We start from the raw sequence: 17757 nt of genomic DNA on the forward strand, positions 1-17757 counted from the left end.
GCGACATACTCAATAAAGGTAAAAACATGAACCAAGCAATCTCGGCCCTCGGGCTGGCCCTCGCATTGTCCCTGCCATTGGCTGCCGGCACTGCCGCCGCCGCTCCCGCTGCCCCGGCAGCATCCGCCGCCCGCGCACAGCAGTTGCAGACGATCGACACCGTCGTCGGCAAGGGCAAGCAGGCGGTCAGCGGCAACACCGTCCGGGTCCATTACACCGGCTGGCTGCACGCACCAAAGGCCCCAAAACAGCGCGGCAAGCAGTTCGACAGCTCGGTCGGCGGCGAACCGTTCACCTTCCCGCTGGGCATGGGCGCGGTCATCAAGGGCTGGGACCAGGGCGTGGCCGGCATGAAGGTCGGCGGCAAGCGCACCCTGATCATCCCGTCGGAACTGGGCTATGGCGCACGCGGCGCGGGTCCGATTCCGCCGGGCGCGACCCTGATGTTCGATGTCGAGCTGATCGACGTGAAGTAAGTCGCGCCGCAACAGCGTGTCATCAGAAAACGGCCTGCGGGCCGTTTTTTTTGATTCTCCGATCCGTGCGCGGGAGACAAGCGGCCTCATTGTATGCTGCGCGCATGATCTTGTTGACATGACGGAGGCAGGTGCGGCGCAAAGACTTGGCCGAGGGCTGGGACAGCCTGAACGACGGCGGCAGCGCCATGGCATTCGGCACGGCCTTCCTGACGCGGCGCGATTACCTGTACCTGTGCGTGCCGTCGGTGATCGTGGGGGAGGGGGTTACTCTGGTGATCAATCCGGCGCACCATGCGTATGGAGCGGTGAAGCTCAGTACTGCGCGGACGTTCAGGTTTGATGAGAGGATGTTCAAGCGTTGACACAGTAGGAAACGGCGCAGGGTTTCAGCCCGTAAAACCGCGTGGGCTCTCGAGCACACGCGGTTACATCAGCCGAATCGGGGCGCCGTTCTTTTACTTCCCCAACATCGACACCACATTGTCCGTCCCCGGCGCCCCAAACGCCTGCTGCTTGAGGACATGCAACTGGTCGCGCACCTGCGCCGCCTTTTCGAACTCGAGGTTCTTGGCGTGGTCGACCATGAGTTTCTCGAGGCGCTTGATCTCCTTGCTGATCTGCTTCTCGCTCATCGACTCGACCTTCGCTGTCGCCTCCGCCTCGGCCACGCCCTGCGCACCCTCGAGCATGGCTTTCTGCGCCGCGTTGCTGTAGACGCCGTCGATCATTTCCTTGATCTTCTTCTGCACGCCCACCGGGGTGATGCCGTTCGCCTCGTTGTAGGCGATCTGCTTGGTGCGGCGCCGTTCGGTTTCGTCGATTGCGCGGCGCATCGAGTCGGTGACATGATCGGCGTACAGGATCGCCACGCCGTTCAGGTTACGCGCGGCGCGCCCGATGGTCTGGATCAGCGAGCGCTCGGAACGCAGGAAACCTTCCTTGTCGGCGTCAAGGATGGCGACCAGCGACACTTCCGGCAAGTCGAGGCCCTCGCGCAGCAGGTTAATGCCGATCAGTACATCAAACGTACCGAGTCGCAGGTCGCGCAAGATTTCCACGCGCTCGACCGTCTCGATATCGCTGTGCAGGTAGCGCACCTTGACGCCGTGGTCGGACAAATACTCCGTCAGCTGCTCGGACATGCGCTTGGTCAGCGTGGTGATCAGCACGCGCTCGTTCTTCTTCACGCGGTCGTTAATCTCGCTCATCACGTCGTCGACCTGCGACAGGGCAGGGCGCACGATGATGATCGGGTCGACCAGGCCGGTCGGTCGCACGAGCTGCTCGACGACGTTGTCGGCATGCGAATTCTCGTATTCAGCCGGCGTGGCCGAGACGAAAATCGTCTGGCGCATCTTGCCTTCGAACTCTTCGAACTTCAACGGCCGGTTGTCCAGCGCCGACGGCAGGCGGAAGCCGTAGTCGACCAGGTTGGTTTTACGCGAACGGTCGCCGTTGTACATGGCCGAGAGCTGGCCGACGAGCACGTGCGACTCGTCCATGAACATCAGCGCGTCCTTCGGCAGGTAATCGATCAACGTTGGCGGCGGTTCGCCCGGCATGGCGCCGGACAGGTGGCGCGAATAGTTCTCGATGCCCTTCGTGAAACCGATCTCGGCCATCATTTCGAGGTCGAAGCGGGTGCGCTGCTCGAGGCGCTGCTCTTCGATCAGTTTATTCTGCTGACGGAATTCCTCGAGGCGGTCTTTCAACTCGGCCTTGATCGATTCGACCGCGCGCAGCACGGTGCTGCGCGGCGTGACGTAGTGCGAACCCGGATACACGGTGAAACGCGGGATCTTCTGGCGCACGCGGCCGGTCAGCGGGTCGAACAGCTGCAAGGATTCGATCTCGTCGTCGAACATCTCGACGCGGATCGCCAGCTCGGCGTGCTCGGCCGGGAAGATGTCGATCGTGTCGCCGCGCACGCGGAAGGTGCCGCGGCTGAAGTCCATTTCGTTGCGCGAATATTGCATCTGGATCAGGCGCGCGATGATGTCGCGCTGGGCCACTTTGTCCTTGTGGCGCAGAGTCAGGATCATCTTGTGGTATTCGTTCGGATTACCGATACCGTAGATCGCCGAGACGGTCGCGACGATGACGACGTCGCGCCGCTCCATCAGCGACTTGGTGCACGACAGGCGCATCTGCTCGATGTGCTCGTTGATCGACGAGTCCTTTTCGATAAACAGGTCGCGCTGCGGCACATAGGCTTCCGGCTGGTAGTAATCGTAGTAGGAGACGAAGTACTCGACCGCGTTTTGCGGGAAGAATTCGCGGAACTCCGAATACAGCTGGGCAGCCAGCGTCTTGTTTGGGGCGAAGATGATCGCCGGACGGCCGGCACGGGCGATCACGTTCGCCATCGTGTAAGTCTTGCCGGAACCGGTCACGCCAAGCAGCGTCTGGTACATCAGGCCGTCGTCGATGCCCTCGATCAGCCCGGCGATCGCGGTCGGCTGGTCCCCTGCGGGTGCGAAGGGCTGGTGCAGTTTAAAAGGGGAATCCGGGTAAGTGATCACCGTCGGTTCCGGGGCATTTGCGATGGATAAATCAGCCATACTTTCAGACCTTTGCTAAAATAAGGGTTCGTTTGCGGCGCTGCAACACGAGTGTCGCTGTCTATACAACCGCTGCGAACCCACCGACAATTCAGTTTATCACGATGACTTCCACAGCCTCCGCCAGCCTCTTCGGCGCCATCGACATGGCCCCGCGCGACCCGATCCTGGGCATCACCGAAGCATTCAACGCCGATACCAACCCGGCCAAGATCAACCTGGGGGTCGGCGTCTATTACGACGATCATGGCAAGGTGCCTTTGCTGCAGTGCGTGCAGCGGGCCGAGGCGAAATTGATGGAACAGTTGGCGCCGCGCACTTATCTGCCCATCGAGGGCCTGGCTGCGTACGACAAGGCTGTACAAGAGCTGGTATTTGGGGCCGGCAGCGCGGTAATTCAAGAGAAACGTGCGGTGACCGTGCAGGCCATCGGCGGCACCGGCGCACTTAAAATCGGCGCCGATTTCCTGAAGCGCTTTTCGCCGGATTCGCAGGTGTTCATCAGCGACCCGAGCTGGGAGAACCACCGCGCCCTGTTCGAGAGCGCCGGCTTCATCGTCAACAACTACACGTATTACGACGCGGCGACGCAGGGCGTGAACTTCGACGGCATGCTGGCCTCGCTGCGCAAGATGGATGCCGGCTCGATCGTCGTGCTGCACGCCTGCTGCCACAACCCGACCGGTGCCGACCTGACCCAGGAGCAATGGGGCCAGGTAATCGAGGCAGTGCAACAGGGCGGTTTGGTTCCCTTCCTCGACATGGCCTACCAGGGCTTCGGCGCGGGCATCGAGGAAGACGGCGCCGTGGTGCGCCGCTTCGTCGAAGCCGGCGGCCCGCTGCTGGTGTCGAACTCGTTCTCGAAATCGTTTTCGCTGTATGGCGAACGCGTCGGCGCCCTGTCGGTCGTCGCGTCCAGCAGCGACGAAGCGGCGCGCTTGCTGTCGCAACTGAAACGCGTGGTGCGCACCAACTACTCGAACCCGCCACTGCATGGCGGCAAGGTGGTGGCGACCGTCCTCGCGACGCCGGAGCTGCGCCAGTTGTGGGAAGACGAGCTGGCCGGCATGCGCGTGCGCATCAAGCAGATGCGCGAAGCGCTGGTGCAAAAGCTGGCCGAAAAAGCACCGCAGCGTGACTTCGCTTTCGTACGCGAGCAGGTCGGCATGTTCTCGTACTCGGGCCTCACCAAAGAGCAAGTCGGCAAGCTGCGCGACGAATCGATCTACGCTGTGGACACCGGCCGCATCTGCGTGGCCGCGCTGAATTCGAAGAACATCGATCTCGTCGTTGACGCAATCGCCAAAGTCCTCTAAAATCTTGGCTCTTCGCACTTGAACTTGTTTCAGGTGCAAGAGTAGGACAATTCCCTGATAGCTCAGTTGGTAGAGCGACGGACTGTTAATCCGCAGGTCCCTGGTTCGAGTCCAGGTCGGGGAGCCAGAATAGTAAAAAAAAGAGCGTCGAAAAATCGGCGCTCTTTTTTTTCGTTCAGCCTTTTATCGGCTTGCACTGTCGGCTTTTCTTACACAAGCACGGATGTAGCAATGTGTACTAAAGGCAAGTTATTGATTATCAATATATATTTCCTTGTGGCACATTATTTGCTATGTGGTTGATTGAAACTCCTCAACCATAAAAGGACATACCATGCCAAAACTCGTCAATCACGCACCATCGCTTCGTCGCAGCGCCGCTGCAGTCCTGTTTGCCCTGTCGTCCGTCGCCGCCGCAAGTGCCGGCGCAAGCGTACTGGACTGGACGATCAGCGGTCCGGGCAGCGTGACGGAGCAGGAACAGGGCACGACCTCGACTCTCGGGTATAGCCTGCAAGGCCTGGATGTGTATTCGCCCCAGGTCTGGAACGCGGTCGCTGTCGCCGACAAGGCTGGCGATTATAGCGTCGACTGGAATTACAGCGGCTATCACGCCTTCTTTTTGGTGACTGCCTTCCTGAATGCGACTGGTCCGTCGGGTTCGGCGCAGCTGGTCAACGCAGGCCCTGCATTCTGCTGTTCGGCGCCATCGGGTGGCTTTAACTACGCAGGCACGTACACCTTTACCAACGTCAACGCCGGCGACGCGCTGCGCTTCAGTTTCGGCGGCAGCAATGGCGATTCCGATGCACGCCTGCTTGGAACCCTGGTGCTGGAGCAGCAGGGAGGCGAGGTGCCGGAGCCGGCGTCGATCGCACTGTTCGGCCTGGGCCTGGCGGGCGTGGCGGCACTACGTCGGCGCAAGGCCAACTGACACCATTTTAATTATGGTCCGGCCCTTTGCTGATTTCAGCTGAGCCGTTATAATGCGGGTCTCAATTCCCTGATAGCTCAGTTGGTAGAGCGACGGACTGTTAATCCGCAGGTCCCTGGTTCGAGTCCAGGTCGGGGAGCCAGAACAGAGAAAAAGGCCGCGTCGATGACGCGGCCTTTTTCGTTTCTGCCGCGCAGGAAGCTTATCCCTGACCCGCCACCGGCTTTACCTTCGACGCCGCCAGCAATGCCCGTTCGCGCGCCGTGTCGACATCACTGGCCGTCGCCAGCGCCACCCCCATGCGTCGACGTGCGAACGACTCCGGCTTGCCGAACAAGCGAATGTCGGTGTCGGGCACCTGCAAGGCCTCGGCCACGCCTTCGAAGGCGATGCCCTTCCCGTCGAGCTGGCCGTAGATCACTGCCGAGGCGCCCGGCGCGCGCAGCGCCGTGTTCACCGGCAGGCCGAGCACGGCCTTGGCATGCAGCTCGAATTCGCTCTGCACCTGGGTCGCCATCGTCACCATGCCGGTGTCGTGCGGGCGCGGGCTCACTTCCGAGAACCAGACCATATCTCCCTTGACGAACAGTTCGACGCCGAACACGCCGTAGCCGCCGAGGTTGCTCGTGACTTTTTCCGCTATTTCGCGCGAACGCGCCAGGGCCAGCGGCGCCATCGGATGCGGCTGCCAGGATTCGACGTAGTCTCCCTGCACCTGTTTGTGGCCGATCGGCTCGCAGAAACCCGTCTGCGTCGTACCATCCGCGCCGCGCGAGCGCACCGTCAGCAGCGTGATCTCGTAGTCGAAATCGATGAAACCTTCGGCGATCACGCGTCCGGCGTCGACCCGTCCGCCGGCGGCCGCGTAATCCCAGGCGGCTTGCACGTCAGCGGCGCTGTCGAGTTTCGACTGGCCTTTTCCCGACGACGACATCACCGGTTTCACCACGCACGGAAAGCCGACAAAGGCGCAGGCTTCCTGCAGCTCGGCCAGGCTGCTGGCAAAGCGGTAGGGCGAGGTTGCCAGGCCCAGTTCCTCGGCGGCGAGGCGGCGGATGCCTTCGCGGTTCATCGTCAGCTGCGTGGCGCGCGCGGTCGGGATGCAGGTGATCGTCCCGGCCGCTTCCAGCGCGGCCAGGGTGTCGGTGGCGATCGCCTCGATTTCGGGAATCACCAGGTGGGGCTGCTCCTGTGCGATCAGTGCGGCAAGGGCCGCGCCGTCGGTCATGTCGATCACATGGGAGCGGTGCGCCACCTGGTGGCCCGGCGCATTCGGGTAGCGGTCGACGGCGATGACCTCGACGCCGAGGCGCTGCAGGGAGATGATGACTTCCTTGCCGAGTTCGCCGGAACCGAGCAGCATCACGCGCGTGGCCGAGGGGGAAAGGGGAGTTCCTAAGATGCGGGGAGTTGTCATGGTGTTGTCGAAGAAAAGAGCGCCGTGCGGCAGGGTGCTGCGACTATAGCAAAGGCGCGCGGTGCAGGTGAAAAGCCGTGGAAAAATTCAGGCGAGATTGAAATTTCGTACAGGACTCGCCAAACCACGATCCGCCCGCTATAATGTTGCCTCAATTCCCTGATAGCTCAGTTGGTAGAGCGACGGACTGTTAATCCGCAGGTCCCTGGTTCGAGTCCAGGTCGGGGAGCCAGAATAATCGAAGGGCAACGTGAAAACGTGGCCTTTTTCGTTAACGGCAACCCGCTTGCCCGCTCGTCTGCAAGCACCTCGAAAGACTGCTACGATCAGTTTTTCTCCCCACAGGTGCTCACATGACCCGTAGTTTCAAGATCGCCGCGATTGCCGGCGATGGCATCGGCAAGGAAGTTTTGCCGGAAGGCCTGAAAGTCCTCGAAGCCGCCGCCAGGCGCTTCAACATCGACATCGAATTCACCCACTTCGAGTGGGCCAGCTGCGACTATTACCTGAAAACCGGCGACATGATGCCGCCCGACTGGAAAGAGCAGCTCTCCAGCATGGACGCCATCTATTTCGGCGCCGTTGGCTGGCCGGCCACCGTCCCGGATCATATTTCGCTGTGGGGCTCGCTGATCAAGTTCCGGCGCGAGTTCGACCAGTACATCAACCTGCGTCCGGTGCGCCTGTTCGAGGGCGTGCCGTGCCCGCTGGCCAACCGCAAGCCGGGCGACATCGATTTTTACGTGGTGCGCGAAAACACCGAGGGCGAGTACACGAACCTGGGCGGCATCATGTTCCCGGGCACCGAGCGCGAAGTGGTGATCCAGGAATCGGTCTTCAGCCGCCATGGCGCCGACCGCGTGCTGAAATACGCGTTCGAACTGGCCCGCTCGCGCGAGCGCAAGCACCTGACGGTGGCCACCAAGTCGAACGGCATCGCAATCAGCATGCCGTGGTGGGATGGGCGCGCCGATGCCATGGCCGAGGGGTATCCCGAGATCACGGTAGACAAGCAGCACATCGACATTTTGACCGCCCGCTTCGTGCTGCAGCCGCAGCGCTTCGACGTGGTGGTGGCCTCGAACCTGTTCGGCGACATCCTGTCGGACCTCGGGCCGGCCTGCACCGGCACGATCGGTCTTGCGCCGTCGGGCAACCTGAATCCCGAGCGCACCTTCCCGTCCCTGTTCGAGCCGGTGCACGGCTCGGCGCCTGACATCGCCGGCAAGGGCATCGCGAATCCGATCGCCATGATCTGGTCGGGTGCGATGATGCTGGGCTTTTTGGGCGACGCACCGGATGCGCCGGCGGGCTGCCGTGAGGCACACGATGCGATCGTGGCGGCGATCGAGCAGGTGCTGCGCGATGGACCCCGCACGGGCGACCTGGGTGGTAAAGCCACGACCGTCGAGATTGGCGACGCGATCGCGAACTTGTTGGGCTGAGAAGTGGCGTTGGAGCCTGGATCTGACGTTTGATCCGCCGAGCTCGTAGGGTGGACACAAGTGTCCACCCTACGATTCTCGCTAGGCCGGCACCGCGTCTCGCTTGACTGACAAACCCTCACGCGCGAGCGGCGACAGCCGATCAAACCACGGCGCCGCCCCCTCCAGCTGCTGCGCCAGCTGCAACAGCATATCTTCGCTCCCGAACCGCCCCACGAACTGCACGCCCAGCGGCAAGCCCGCCGCGGTCCAATGCAGCGGCACCGACATCGCCGGTGTGCCGGTGAGGTTGGCCAGCTGCGTGAACGGCACATAACGCAGGTTGTCGCGCGCGATCTTGTTGACGGTGCTTTCCAGTAAACCCAGGCGCGCCAGGATGCCCAGCACACCGGTGCGCTGCAGCAGGTCGAGCACGAATTGCTCGCCGCGCGGCGGGTCGCCCTGGCCATGGCGGATCGGGGGATGGGCCAGCGTCGGCGTCAGTTGCAGGTCGTAGCGCGCATGAAAGCGGGCGAGGGCGCGCGCAAAATCGTTCCATGTCGCCAGCTGCGTGGTGAGACGCCCGGCCGACACGCTGCCGCCCAAGGTCAGCAGCAGGCGGCTCATCAGCTCGACGTCGCCCGAGCGCCCCCCCAGTGCGCGGCCGCGCGCGACCATCGCCGGCACCTGTCCGAAATACATGTGGAGAAAACTTTCGGCCAGCGCCGCGCCGTCAATCTCCGGTGCGGCTTCCTCGACCTCGTGGCCGAGCCCGCGCAGCAGGTCGACCGTCCTGTGCACGGCCGCGACCGCCTCCGGATGCACCTCGGTGCCGATCGGCGAGACTGTCGAGAAGCCGATGCGCAATTTGCCCGGGTCGCGCAGGACCAGCTCGCGCCAGGGCGCCGCCGGCGGCGCGAGGTCGAACGGATCGCCCGGCTCGCGCCCGGCCAGGATGTCGAGCGCCAGCGCCGAATCGCGCACGCTGCGCGACAGCACCCCTTCACTCGACGCCCCGAACCAGACTTCGCCGATGGCCGGTCCCGACGAGACCCTCCCGCGCGACGGCCGCAGCGCGAACAGGCCGCAGCAGGCGGCCGGGATGCGCAGCGAGCCGCCGCCGTCGTTGCCGGCTGCCATCGGGACGATACCGGCCGCGACCGCCGCCGCCGCGCCGCCGCTCGAGCCGCCCGGCGTGTGGCCGAGGTTCCAGGGATTGCTGGTGCGGCCATACAGCACCGGGTCGGTGACCGCCTTGAGCGCAAACTCGGGGAGATTGGTCTTGCCGAAGATGACGAGACCGGCGTCCATGTAGCGCCGCACGACGGCCGCGTGTTCTGTCGGGACATAATTGCGCATCGAACGGCTGCCGAAGCTGGTCGGCACGCCGGCATAATCCTGCACGCAATCCTTGATCAGGAAGGGCACGCCGGCCAGCGGTCCGTGCGGCCGATGCAGGAGCTGCTTCCTCGCCTGCGGTTCGAGCAGCCGGCACACGGCATTGATGCGTCCATGAACTGCGGCGTTGCGTGCCAGCGCCAGGTCGAGCAGTTCGGCCGGGGTCGTATCGCCTCGTGCGACCAGGGCGGCGAGGGCGGTGGCGTCGTGTTGCAGGTAATGCGCGAAGTCCATGGGCATCCTTCAAGGTGTTGCCCAACATGAAATAGTTTTAACTCAGCATTGTCAAGTCAAAATTAATCCGTCATTTCCGGTGCTTCTTGTCGTTCGACGTATAGGTGCGCGTGTAGAAGTCCGGCGGCTTCTTCGCCACCCAGTCGATGAAGGCGCGGATCTCCTCGTGACCGCGCAGCGCCTCCCAGGTATGGTAGGTGCGCAGCAGTTCGCGCTCGGTGAAGGCCGAGTGGATCTTGCGATGGCAGATCTTATGGATCGGGAACTGTTCCTTGCCTTTGAACGTCTTCGGCACCAGGTGGTGGCGGTCGATATTCGCGGTGCCCAGTTCGCGGCCGCACAGCGGGCATGTTCCGTTTTGCACGTCGTTCTCGAATGGCAAAAAAGCCTGTCAGGACAGCGTTATTCTAGCGTGACAGGCCAGGGGCGGCGCCACCCGTTTCTCCCTGCGCCAGGTGCTGCGCACGGGGCAGTCGAGCGGCAATGTGTTTGAGGCAATACGTGCTTTACCTTTTTTGGAATGCATGATTGGTTGGCATGCTCGCCTGGCCGGCACGAGCGGTTTCCGTTTATGATATGCGCTAATCCGCTACTGCCCGCCACGTGTCCATGACTAATCGAGTCGCCCCCACGAAGAAGCTGACTGAAGAGCAGCGCTTCCAGTACCTGATCTCCGGCATCAGCGACTACGCGATCTACATGCTCGACCCGGACGGCCACGTCAGCAGCTGGAACGCCGGCGCCCAGCGCTTCAAGGGCTACCTGGCGCCGGAAATCCTGGGCGAACATTTCTCGCGCTTCTACACCCCCGAAGACCGGGCCAGCAACCTGCCGGCACGCGCGCTGTCCACGGCCCTGGTCGAGGGCAAGTACGAGGCCGAAGGCTGGCGCGTGCGCCAGGACGGCACGCGTTTCTGGGCCAGCGTCGTGATCGACCCGATCTACGACGAACTCGGCACGCTGCTGGGCTACGCCAAGATCACGCGCGACATCACCGACAAGCGCCAGGCCGAGCAGGCGCTGCGCGCCAGCGAAGAACGCTTCCGCCTGCTGGTGCAGGGCGTGACCGACTACGCCATCTACATGCTCTCGCCCTTGGGCGAAGTGAGCAACTGGAACGTCGGCGCCGAACGCATCAAGGGCTACCTGGCCGACGAGATTGTCGGCCAGCATTTCTCGCGCTTTTATACCGAGGAAGACCGCGCCGGCGGCATGCCGCAACGCGCGCTCGACACCGCCGCGCGCGAGGGCCGCTTCGAAGCCGAGGGCTGGCGCCTGCGTCAGGACGGTACCCGCTTCTGGGCCCACGTCGTGATCGACGCCATCCACGACGACATGGGCTCACTGATCGGCTTTGCGAAGATCACGCGTGACCTGACCGAGAAAAAGAAGGCCGACGCCGCGCTGGCCGAGGCGAACGCGGCGCTGTTCCAGGCGCAGAAGATGGAATCGATCGGCCAGCTCACCGGCGGCATCGCGCACGACTTCAACAACCTGCTGTCGGTGCTTGCCAGCGGCCTCGAAGTGCTCACGCTGGGGCGCGGCGGCAGTGCCGATGCCAAGACATTCGACAGCATGCGCCGGGCGGTCAACCGCGGCGCCACGCTGACCCAGCAATTGCTGGCCTTTGCCCGCCAGCAGCCGCTGCAGCCGGAAACGCGCAACGTGAACCGCCTCATTTCCGGGTTCGAATCGGTGCTGCGGCGCGCCGTGAGTGCGGCGATCGATTTCCAGGTGCGGCTCGACCCGCAGGTGCGCTCCACGGTCATCGACAGCGCGCGCTTCGAATCGGCGATCCTGAACCTGGTCGTCAACGCGCGCGACGCCATGCCCGACGGCGGACATGTGCGCATCGAGAGCGCCAACGTCGACCTCGCCGAGCACGCGGCGCAGGGTCTGGCGCCGGGGCCGTACGTGCGGGTGACCGTGACCGATACCGGCACCGGCATGTCGCCCGAGACCGCGGCGCGCGCTTTTGAACCCTTCTACACGACCAAGGAAGTGGGTAAAGGAACGGGCCTGGGCCTGTCTCAGGTCTACGGCTTCATCAAGCAGTCGGGCGGCGAGGTCGTGATAGCGACCGCGCCGGGCGAAGGAACGGCCATTTCCATCTTCCTGCCGGCCGCGCCCGACCAGGATGGCGCGACGACACACCGCGAAAATACCGAGCTGGTCCTGATCGTCGAGGACGAGTCCGACCTGATGGACGTGGCTGCAGCGCTCTACATCAGCATGGGCTACGAGGTCGTTACCGCATCGAGCAGCAACGAAGCGCTGCCGCTGCTGGCCAGCCGCAAAGTCGACATTCTGTTCACCGACATCATCATGCCGCACGGGATGAACGGCATCGAGCTGGCGGCCTATACGCGCGAGCACTATCCTGAGGTGAAGATCATCCTCGCCTCGGGCTATCCGCTGCCGGCCCTGAAGTTCGAGGACGCCAACCTGGAGGATTTCGCCTTCGTCAACAAGCCGTATCGCCTGTCGGACCTGGCGCGCGTCTTGCGCACGGCGGCCTGAGGCGCGCCTCGAGAATGGCGCTGCATATCGATACGCCGCTGCTGGCGTCAACAGCATTCCCACAGCGGCGCGTCTGGCTGAAGATGGAAGCGCTGCAGCCGAGCGGCTCATTCAAGCTGCGTGGCATCGGCCACGCCTGCGCAACTTATGCGGCCCGCGGCGCGCGCCGTATCGTTGCCTCCTCGGGCGGGAATGCGGGCTTGGCGGCAGCCTATGCCGGCCGCGAACTCGGCTTGCCGGTGCTGGTCGTGGTGCCGGAAACGACGAGCGAACGCGCCCGTGCCCTGCTGGCACGCGAAGAAGCCGAGGTCTGCGTCCACGGCCTGTCGTTCCAGGAAGCCAACGCGCATGCGCAATCACTGCTCGGCCCGCAGGATGCCTTCATTCACCCGTTCGACGATCCGCTGCTGTGGGAGGGACACGCCGGCATGATCGACGAAGTCGCACGGTGCAGCGTGCGGCCGGATGCGGTGGTGCTGGCGGTTGGCGGCGGCGGCTTGCTCAGTGGTACGGTGGCCGGCTTGCGCAGGCAGGGGTGGAACGAGGTGCCCGTGTTCGCGGTCGAGACCGTGGGTGCGGATTCGTATGCGCAGTCGCTGGCGGCGGGTAAGCGGGTCGAACTGGCGGCCATTGCCAGCATCGCCACCTCCCTGGGCGCGCGCAAGGTGTCGGAACATGCGTTCGACCTGGCGCGCACGCACCCGATCACGCCCATCGTGGTGACCGACCGTGAAGCGGTGACGGCCTGCCTGCGCTTCATGGACGATCACCGGGTCGTGGTCGAGCCGGCCTGCGGCGCCGCGCTGGCGTTGGCTTACCAGGCGGACGGTCCTTTGATCGGCTTCGAGAACCTTCTTGTCATTGTTTGCGGTGGCGCTACTGCGACGGTGGCGCAGCTGCAGGTATGGGATGCCCAGCTGGGTTGACCGAGTGCCCACGCGGATCCAAAGCACCATCAACGAAACAGGCAACAGCCCCACCAACCCCTGATCAGCGCTCACAACGCAAACAGGATATCGCTGATGCGCTCGTAAACGACGTCGGCTGACGGCCCCGCGTTCGGCCAGTTCAGGATATCGAAGTGATCGTAGCCGCGGTAGTTGCCCAGGAAATTCCAGCTGCCCCTGATGGGCGTGCCGTCGAAATCGTGCGCCGGGTGCCCGGCGGGAGCGCGCATGCTGACGGTGTTGACGACACCGTCATTGGCGAACCAGCTGCGGTCGATGCGCACCCGTCCCGACGTATCCTGGGTGTAACCGCCCATCCCGTGCTGCAGCATCGACGGCACGATCCATTCCCCGGCGTAGTTCTTGTAATAGGCGAACATGTCGCTCCTCGGGTACTGGTAATAGCGATTCTGCAGCGGCGCGATCCTGCGGTCGGTGTCGTTGCAGCAGGGGGCGCCCGCTTCGGTGGCCTGGGTGCCGACCGAAAAATAATAGACATGGGGAGAAGTGCGCGCCCAGGCATTGAAGCTGCGCGCGCCGTCGGGCGCCATTTCCCAGTTCGCGGAATCGGCCTGGAACCAGTCGCGCAGCGGCGGGGGAAGTTCGGACAAGATGCCCGTCACGGCGTCGCGCAGGGTGGTGCCGTTGTGCGGCGCCGAGATCGTGGTGACGCTGCGGATCCAGTCGCGCTTTCCGCCGCGGTAGAGTTCGCCACCGCCGGCGTTCGCATCGCCGTGTTCCAGCAGTTCGACCAGCGCCCGGATCGTGGTGCCGCCCTGGCTGTGGCCGATCATGTGCAGCCGATGGCGCGCGTCCCAGCCCGGGTGCAAGGCCGGCGGATGGCCCTGTGGATTGTTGGCGGGGTCGGCGGCCCAGCATTTGATGGCCTTCGCAGTACCGTCGGGTTCGAGGCGCTGCGCCCCGTAATCGACGCAGCCGCCCTTGATCTGGGCGTACAGTTCGGCCGCGCGCTCGCGGTTGGTGGCAATTGCGCCGACGACGGCGGTGTAGACGGTGCGCGGCCCTTTATACGTACGCAGGTGGTCGGCGACGTCGCCTTTGCCCCCCCAGTACAGGAAACCGCTGCGCGGGAACTGGTCGGGGCCGAAGCCGAGGAAGCCGTGTACCAGCACGACCGGATCGTTATTCGCGGCGCGGACGGGGCCGGACAGCACCGCCAGCATCAGCGTGAGTGCGGCGAAAAGGATCCAAGGCAAGCGCGGCATGCATCACTCCGAGAGGTCGATTGCCTCATTGTCGGAGCGCGCGCAAAGGATGGGTTTGCGCCAGGTCGTGTGTGCGCAGAAAAGACACCGCTGGCGCACCAGAAGGGTGCGCCGTCGGCTTGACGAAATGAATCAGTCTGCTGTCGGGGCCGCGGTGGCGGCGGGCGCCGGCTGGCGTGCCCCGGTACTGCCCACCGCGCCCGGCGCGTTGGCATCGGCCGGCGCCGCGATCGAGGCGGTCATGCTGGCTTTCTCGGCGGCGTCGATCCGGTTGCCGTTCCAGACGATGTAGTCGTCGATCGAATACAGCTTGCATGGCTCGCGGCTTTTCGCCGAGCAGGTGATCAGGGCACGCGCTTCCGGCGCTTCGCCTTCCTCGGCCCAGGTCCAGGCGCCGCTCGGCGAGACGGCAAACGCACGCGGCGTCATCTTGGTCAGATAGTCGGCGTAGGCGCGGCGCCCGTTTTCCGAAAGGAAGGGTACGGCCTCGAGGTCGTCGAGCTGCGCGTAATCGGTACGCGGCGGGGTCGGGGGCGGCGGCACGCTGTGCAGCACCTCGGTCGGCATGCCGACGCTTTTCAGGAAGCGCACCATGTCCTCGAGCCAGATCTTTTCGCCGTCGCGGCTGGCCAGCATGCCGTGGGCGTCGCGCTTGAATGAAGCGAACTCGACCAGGCGCGCCCTGCCGCCAGCCTGGGAAAACGCTTCGTGCAGGCGGTTCGCCAGGTCCGGGCCGAACAGCGAATCGTTCTCGCCATACATCCACAGGCTCGGTACCTTGCTGTTGGCGCCATACTCGGCAAAGGCTGAGACCAGCGCCGAGCGCCAGGCGCAGCGGTTGCTGTCGTCGCGCAGGCCACCGGCAAAATTGATCAGGCCGCGCACGCCCGGCAGGTCGCGCGTACCCAGCGCCATCGTCGCCAGGCCGCCGTAGGACTGGCCGGCCACGATCACGTGGCCGGCGTCGATCCAGGACTGGGAGCCGGCATAGTCGAGCGTCGAACGGATGTCGTCGGCTTGCAGGTGGCCGTTGGCCGTCATGTCGCAGCCGCGGTCGCGGTAGCGCCCGGTCGAGTTGGCAAAGCCCTGGCGCATCGGCACCATCACCGCATAGCCGCGCTTAACAAACGCGGTCGCCATGTGATAGAAGCGGTCGCGCGGCTGGGCGCTCGGGCGTCCCGGATCCTTGCCGTGGTTAATCACCAGTAAGGGGAAAGGGCCGGGGCCGTTCGGGCGAAACACCGTCGTCTCCAGCATCGCGCGCTTGTCCAGACCCGCCGGTACCTGCACGATCTGCTCGTTCATCCGGTAATCGAGTTCGAGCTCCTGCTCGATCGCGACGCTAGGCAACATGGCCAGGCTGGCGAGCAGGGCAGTGGCGATCTTGCGAACAGAGGGGCGAACTCTCAACATGGGAAACTCTGGAATGCCTGCCGGTGCGACAGAATTGCTAGAAAGAATGAATTGATTCTAGGCACCTAGTAAAGGCAGGGCAATATCCGTTTAGGCAACTCCAGAGCTAAATTTTCGTGTGTGGTCAAGATGCTTATTTACATCAATATCGAACGCCGTAAACGTGGCGCCGCGGGCACAAAAAAGCATGGGCAAGCCGGCAAGATTGTCGTTTATTCAGCTGTCGAAAGGGCCATGGCGCGAGTACGAAGCGCACGCAGCGGGAAACAAATGGATGGCATTGCCGCGCATAGGGAGATCGGATGCGATTCCGGAACCGGCTCCTGATCCCTGGTCGTCGCCATCCTCGTGCCCGCGTTCGTCGGCGCGACGCTGGCGGTGGCGTATGTCTACCTTCAGCAACAAAAGGACCAGGAGCTTGCGGTCGCGGAAACCAGTCACGCCTTCGCGTTGCTCATCGACCACGAAATGCGGCAGCAGGAGGGCATCCGGGCGACCTGGTGGCGCATCAGTAGCCGAGCGTCAAGGTGGCGCGCCCGGCCACGCGACTTCACTAGAATGGTTGCGGGGCTGTTCCCGGCTTGAGTGGAGGCGAACATGGTCAAGGTAGCGGTGATTGTCGGCAGTACCCGTCCCGGGCGCAAGGCGCTCGACGTGGCGCGCTGGGTGATGGAAACGGCCTCTCAACGCACGGACGCGAGCTTCGAACTGGTCGACATCCAGGATTTCAAGCTGCCCCTGCTCGACGAGCCGGTACCGCCCTCGATGGGCCAGTATTCGAAGCCGCACACGATCGCCTGGGCCGAAAAAATCGCCCAATACGACGGCTTCGTGTTCGTCACGCCCGAGTACAACCACGGCACCTCGGGCGCGCTGAAGAATGCCATCGATTTTCTCTACAAGGAATGGAACAACAAGGCTGCCGGCTTTGTCGGCTACGGCAGCGCTGGCGGCGCGCGCGCCATTGAAAGCCTGCGCCTGGTGATGGGCGAACTGATGGTGGCCGACGTGCGCGCCCAGGTGATGCTGTCGCTGTTCACCGACTTCGAAAAAATGACGGTTTTCAAGCCGGCGGCGCATCAGATCAAATCGGTCGACGCCATGCTGGAACAGGTGGTGGCCTGGAGCGGGGCGCTGGCGCCGTTGCGGGAAAGCCCGCGCTGATACAATCGGCGCCTTTTGCGCGCTCATGACAGTTGATCTTCCTTCCCGCCGCGCCCTCTGCGCGGCCTGCCTGCGCGCGCAAAGCGCCTGCATTTGCGCCTGGGTGCGGCCGGTCGCGGTACAGGCCGGTCTGCTCATCCTGCAGCACCCGCTGGAAGTGGGCAATGCCAAGAACAGCGCGCGCCTGCTGCACCTGTGCGTCGCGGGCAGCCGCATGGCAGTCGGCGAGGTGTTCGATCCGGTTTCACTGGATGCCATGTTGCAGGCTGACGGGCGAACGCCGGTCTTGCTGTATCCGGAAACGCCCGGCCTTGTTTGCGCAAAGCCGGACAGCGCCATCCCTCCACACAAGCTGCTGATCGTCGTGCTCGACGCCACGTGGCGCAAAAGCCGCAAGATGCTGTACCTCAATCCCGCCTTGCAGTGCCTGCCGCGCCTGGCGCTGGTCGATATGCCCGCGTCCGGCTACCGCATTCGCAAGGCGCATGCGCCAGACCAACTCTCGACGCTCGAAGCGAGCGCTCATGCGCTGGGACAGGTCACGGGCGACATGGCCGCGGTGGCGCCGCTGTTCGCCGCTTTCGAAGGATTTGTGCAACAACAGGCCGCTTTTGTGCCGCTGACTGTTGCGCGCACGCGGGACGCTTGAGTTCAAATGCGTAGCGGCGTACCATACTGTATAAATATACAGTATAAGGTGTCCTCATGGAACTCCGTGAACGAA

15 protein-coding genes and 3 tRNA genes are annotated in these 17757 nt (G+C 63.8%); 12 read left to right on the top strand and 6 right to left on the bottom strand.

Annotated elements, in window-relative coordinates; all coding sequences use genetic code 11:
• Positions 1–26 precede the first annotated feature (26 nt).
• Together ACHAC9_RS06115 and ACHAC9_RS06120 are read left to right on the top strand one after the other, a co-directional pair.
• Positions 27–476, top strand: a complete 450-nt coding sequence (locus ACHAC9_RS06115) for an FKBP-type peptidyl-prolyl cis-trans isomerase (protein ID WP_435758188.1) — start codon at positions 27–29, stop codon at positions 474–476.
• A gap of 131 nt (positions 477–607) precedes the next feature.
• On the top strand, positions 608–841 hold the full coding sequence (locus ACHAC9_RS06120) for an RES family NAD+ phosphorylase (protein ID WP_435758190.1): 234 nt from the start codon (positions 608–610) through the stop codon (positions 839–841).
• A gap of 93 nt (positions 842–934) precedes the next feature.
• Here the strand turns inward: ACHAC9_RS06120 and uvrB are convergent, their stop codons facing one another.
• Positions 935–3040, bottom strand: a complete 2106-nt coding sequence (gene uvrB, locus ACHAC9_RS06125; RefSeq protein WP_435758191.1) for an excinuclease ABC subunit UvrB — start codon at positions 3038–3040, stop codon at positions 935–937.
• A 104-nt stretch (positions 3041–3144) separates the two neighbouring features.
• On the opposite strand from uvrB, the gene ACHAC9_RS06130 reads away from it, so the two are divergent.
• The 4 genes from ACHAC9_RS06130 to ACHAC9_RS06145 all read left to right on the top strand — a co-directional run bounded on the left by ACHAC9_RS06130 (position 3145) and on the right by ACHAC9_RS06145 (position 5432).
• Positions 3145–4356, top strand: coding sequence for an aromatic amino acid transaminase (locus ACHAC9_RS06130; protein ID WP_435758192.1), 1212 nt, complete (start codon positions 3145–3147; stop codon positions 4354–4356).
• Positions 4357–4407: 51 nt separating this feature from the next.
• A tRNA-Asn gene (locus ACHAC9_RS06135) sits at positions 4408–4483 on the top strand.
• A 207-nt stretch (positions 4484–4690) separates the two neighbouring features.
• Positions 4691–5290, top strand: a complete 600-nt coding sequence (locus ACHAC9_RS06140; protein WP_435758193.1) for a PEP-CTERM sorting domain-containing protein — start codon at positions 4691–4693, stop codon at positions 5288–5290.
• A gap of 66 nt (positions 5291–5356) precedes the next feature.
• Positions 5357–5432: transfer RNA gene (locus ACHAC9_RS06145), tRNA-Asn, on the top strand.
• Between the two features lie 60 nt (positions 5433–5492).
• Here ACHAC9_RS06145 and purT read toward each other — a convergent pair.
• A complete protein-coding gene (purT, locus tag ACHAC9_RS06150; RefSeq protein ID WP_435758195.1) occupies positions 5493–6707 on the bottom strand; it encodes a formate-dependent phosphoribosylglycinamide formyltransferase in 1215 nt (404 codons plus the stop codon).
• A gap of 156 nt (positions 6708–6863) precedes the next feature.
• Here purT and ACHAC9_RS06155 point away from each other — a divergent pair.
• A tRNA-Asn gene (locus ACHAC9_RS06155) sits at positions 6864–6939 on the top strand.
• Positions 6940–7060: 121 nt separating this feature from the next.
• The gene (locus ACHAC9_RS06160; RefSeq protein ID WP_435758197.1) at positions 7061–8152 is read left to right on the top strand and encodes a tartrate dehydrogenase; all 1092 of its coding nucleotides are present in this window, start codon (positions 7061–7063) and stop codon (positions 8150–8152) included.
• 81 nt (positions 8153–8233) lie between these two features.
• Here the strand turns inward: ACHAC9_RS06160 and ACHAC9_RS06165 are convergent, their stop codons facing one another.
• Positions 8234–9763, bottom strand: coding sequence for an amidase (locus ACHAC9_RS06165; RefSeq protein ID WP_435758199.1), 1530 nt, complete (start codon positions 9761–9763; stop codon positions 8234–8236).
• A gap of 70 nt (positions 9764–9833) precedes the next feature.
• Entirely contained in the window at positions 9834–10127 is a 294-nt protein-coding gene (locus ACHAC9_RS06170; RefSeq protein WP_435758201.1) for a hypothetical protein, read from the bottom strand.
• A 245-nt stretch (positions 10128–10372) separates the two neighbouring features.
• Here ACHAC9_RS06170 and ACHAC9_RS06175 point away from each other — a divergent pair, with 245 nt between their 5' ends.
• On the top strand, positions 10373–12283 hold the full coding sequence (locus tag ACHAC9_RS06175; RefSeq protein WP_435758203.1) for a PAS domain S-box protein: 1911 nt from the start codon (positions 10373–10375) through the stop codon (positions 12281–12283).
• 14 nt (positions 12284–12297) lie between these two features.
• Positions 12298–13209 (top strand): pyridoxal-phosphate dependent enzyme, encoded by a 912-nt coding sequence (locus ACHAC9_RS06180; protein WP_435758205.1) that lies wholly within the window; start codon positions 12298–12300, stop codon positions 13207–13209.
• Between the two features lie 71 nt (positions 13210–13280).
• On the opposite strand, the gene ACHAC9_RS06185 is transcribed toward ACHAC9_RS06180, so the two are convergent.
• Together ACHAC9_RS06185 and ACHAC9_RS06190 are read right to left on the bottom strand one after the other, a co-directional pair.
• Positions 13281–14456 carry an esterase/lipase family protein gene (locus ACHAC9_RS06185; protein WP_435758207.1) on the bottom strand — a complete coding sequence of 392 codons (1176 nt, stop codon included), beginning with the start codon at positions 14454–14456 and terminating at the stop codon, positions 13281–13283.
• A 132-nt stretch (positions 14457–14588) separates the two neighbouring features.
• A complete protein-coding gene (locus tag ACHAC9_RS06190) occupies positions 14589–15869 on the bottom strand; it encodes a dienelactone hydrolase family protein (protein WP_435758209.1) in 1281 nt (426 codons plus the stop codon).
• Positions 15870–16466: 597 nt separating this feature from the next.
• On the opposite strand from ACHAC9_RS06190, the gene ACHAC9_RS06195 reads away from it, so the two are divergent.
• Together ACHAC9_RS06195 and ACHAC9_RS06200 are read left to right on the top strand one after the other, a co-directional pair.
• Positions 16467–17033, top strand: coding sequence for an NADPH-dependent FMN reductase (locus tag ACHAC9_RS06195; RefSeq protein WP_435758211.1), 567 nt, complete (start codon positions 16467–16469; stop codon positions 17031–17033).
• Between the two features lie 25 nt (positions 17034–17058).
• A complete protein-coding gene (locus ACHAC9_RS06200; RefSeq protein ID WP_435758213.1) occupies positions 17059–17682 on the top strand; it encodes a tRNA-uridine aminocarboxypropyltransferase in 624 nt (207 codons plus the stop codon).
• Positions 17683–17757: the final 75 nt, after the last annotated feature.

The sequence above is a fragment of the Massilia sp. CMS3.1 genome, assembly GCF_051262535.1.
Taxonomy (GTDB): domain Bacteria; phylum Pseudomonadota; class Gammaproteobacteria; order Burkholderiales; family Burkholderiaceae_D; genus Telluria.

What these genes read in the sequence shown, in the direction of transcription:
- uvrB (WP_435758191.1), bottom strand. Translation starts at nt 3,040, where the DNA reads ATGGCTGATTTATCCATCGCAAATGCCCCGGAACCGACGGTGATCACT.
- ACHAC9_RS06175 (WP_435758203.1), top strand. Translation starts at nt 10,373, where the DNA reads ATGACTAATCGAGTCGCCCCCACGAAGAAGCTGACTGAAGAGCAGCGC.
- ACHAC9_RS06115 (WP_435758188.1), top strand. Translation starts at nt 27, where the DNA reads ATGAACCAAGCAATCTCGGCCCTCGGGCTGGCCCTCGCATTGTCCCTG.
- purT (WP_435758195.1), bottom strand. Translation starts at nt 6,707, where the DNA reads ATGACAACTCCCCGCATCTTAGGAACTCCCCTTTCCCCCTCGGCCACG.
- ACHAC9_RS06200 (WP_435758213.1), top strand. Translation starts at nt 17,059, where the DNA reads ATGACAGTTGATCTTCCTTCCCGCCGCGCCCTCTGCGCGGCCTGCCTG.
- ACHAC9_RS06180 (WP_435758205.1), top strand. Translation starts at nt 12,298, where the DNA reads ATGGCGCTGCATATCGATACGCCGCTGCTGGCGTCAACAGCATTCCCA.
- ACHAC9_RS06185 (WP_435758207.1), bottom strand. Translation starts at nt 14,456, where the DNA reads ATGCCGCGCTTGCCTTGGATCCTTTTCGCCGCACTCACGCTGATGCTG.
- ACHAC9_RS06190 (WP_435758209.1), bottom strand. Translation starts at nt 15,869, where the DNA reads ATGTTGAGAGTTCGCCCCTCTGTTCGCAAGATCGCCACTGCCCTGCTC.
- ACHAC9_RS06165 (WP_435758199.1), bottom strand. Translation starts at nt 9,763, where the DNA reads ATGGACTTCGCGCATTACCTGCAACACGACGCCACCGCCCTCGCCGCC.
- ACHAC9_RS06195 (WP_435758211.1), top strand. Translation starts at nt 16,467, where the DNA reads ATGGTCAAGGTAGCGGTGATTGTCGGCAGTACCCGTCCCGGGCGCAAG.
- ACHAC9_RS06130 (WP_435758192.1), top strand. Translation starts at nt 3,145, where the DNA reads ATGACTTCCACAGCCTCCGCCAGCCTCTTCGGCGCCATCGACATGGCC.
- ACHAC9_RS06160 (WP_435758197.1), top strand. Translation starts at nt 7,061, where the DNA reads ATGACCCGTAGTTTCAAGATCGCCGCGATTGCCGGCGATGGCATCGGC.
- ACHAC9_RS06140 (WP_435758193.1), top strand. Translation starts at nt 4,691, where the DNA reads ATGCCAAAACTCGTCAATCACGCACCATCGCTTCGTCGCAGCGCCGCT.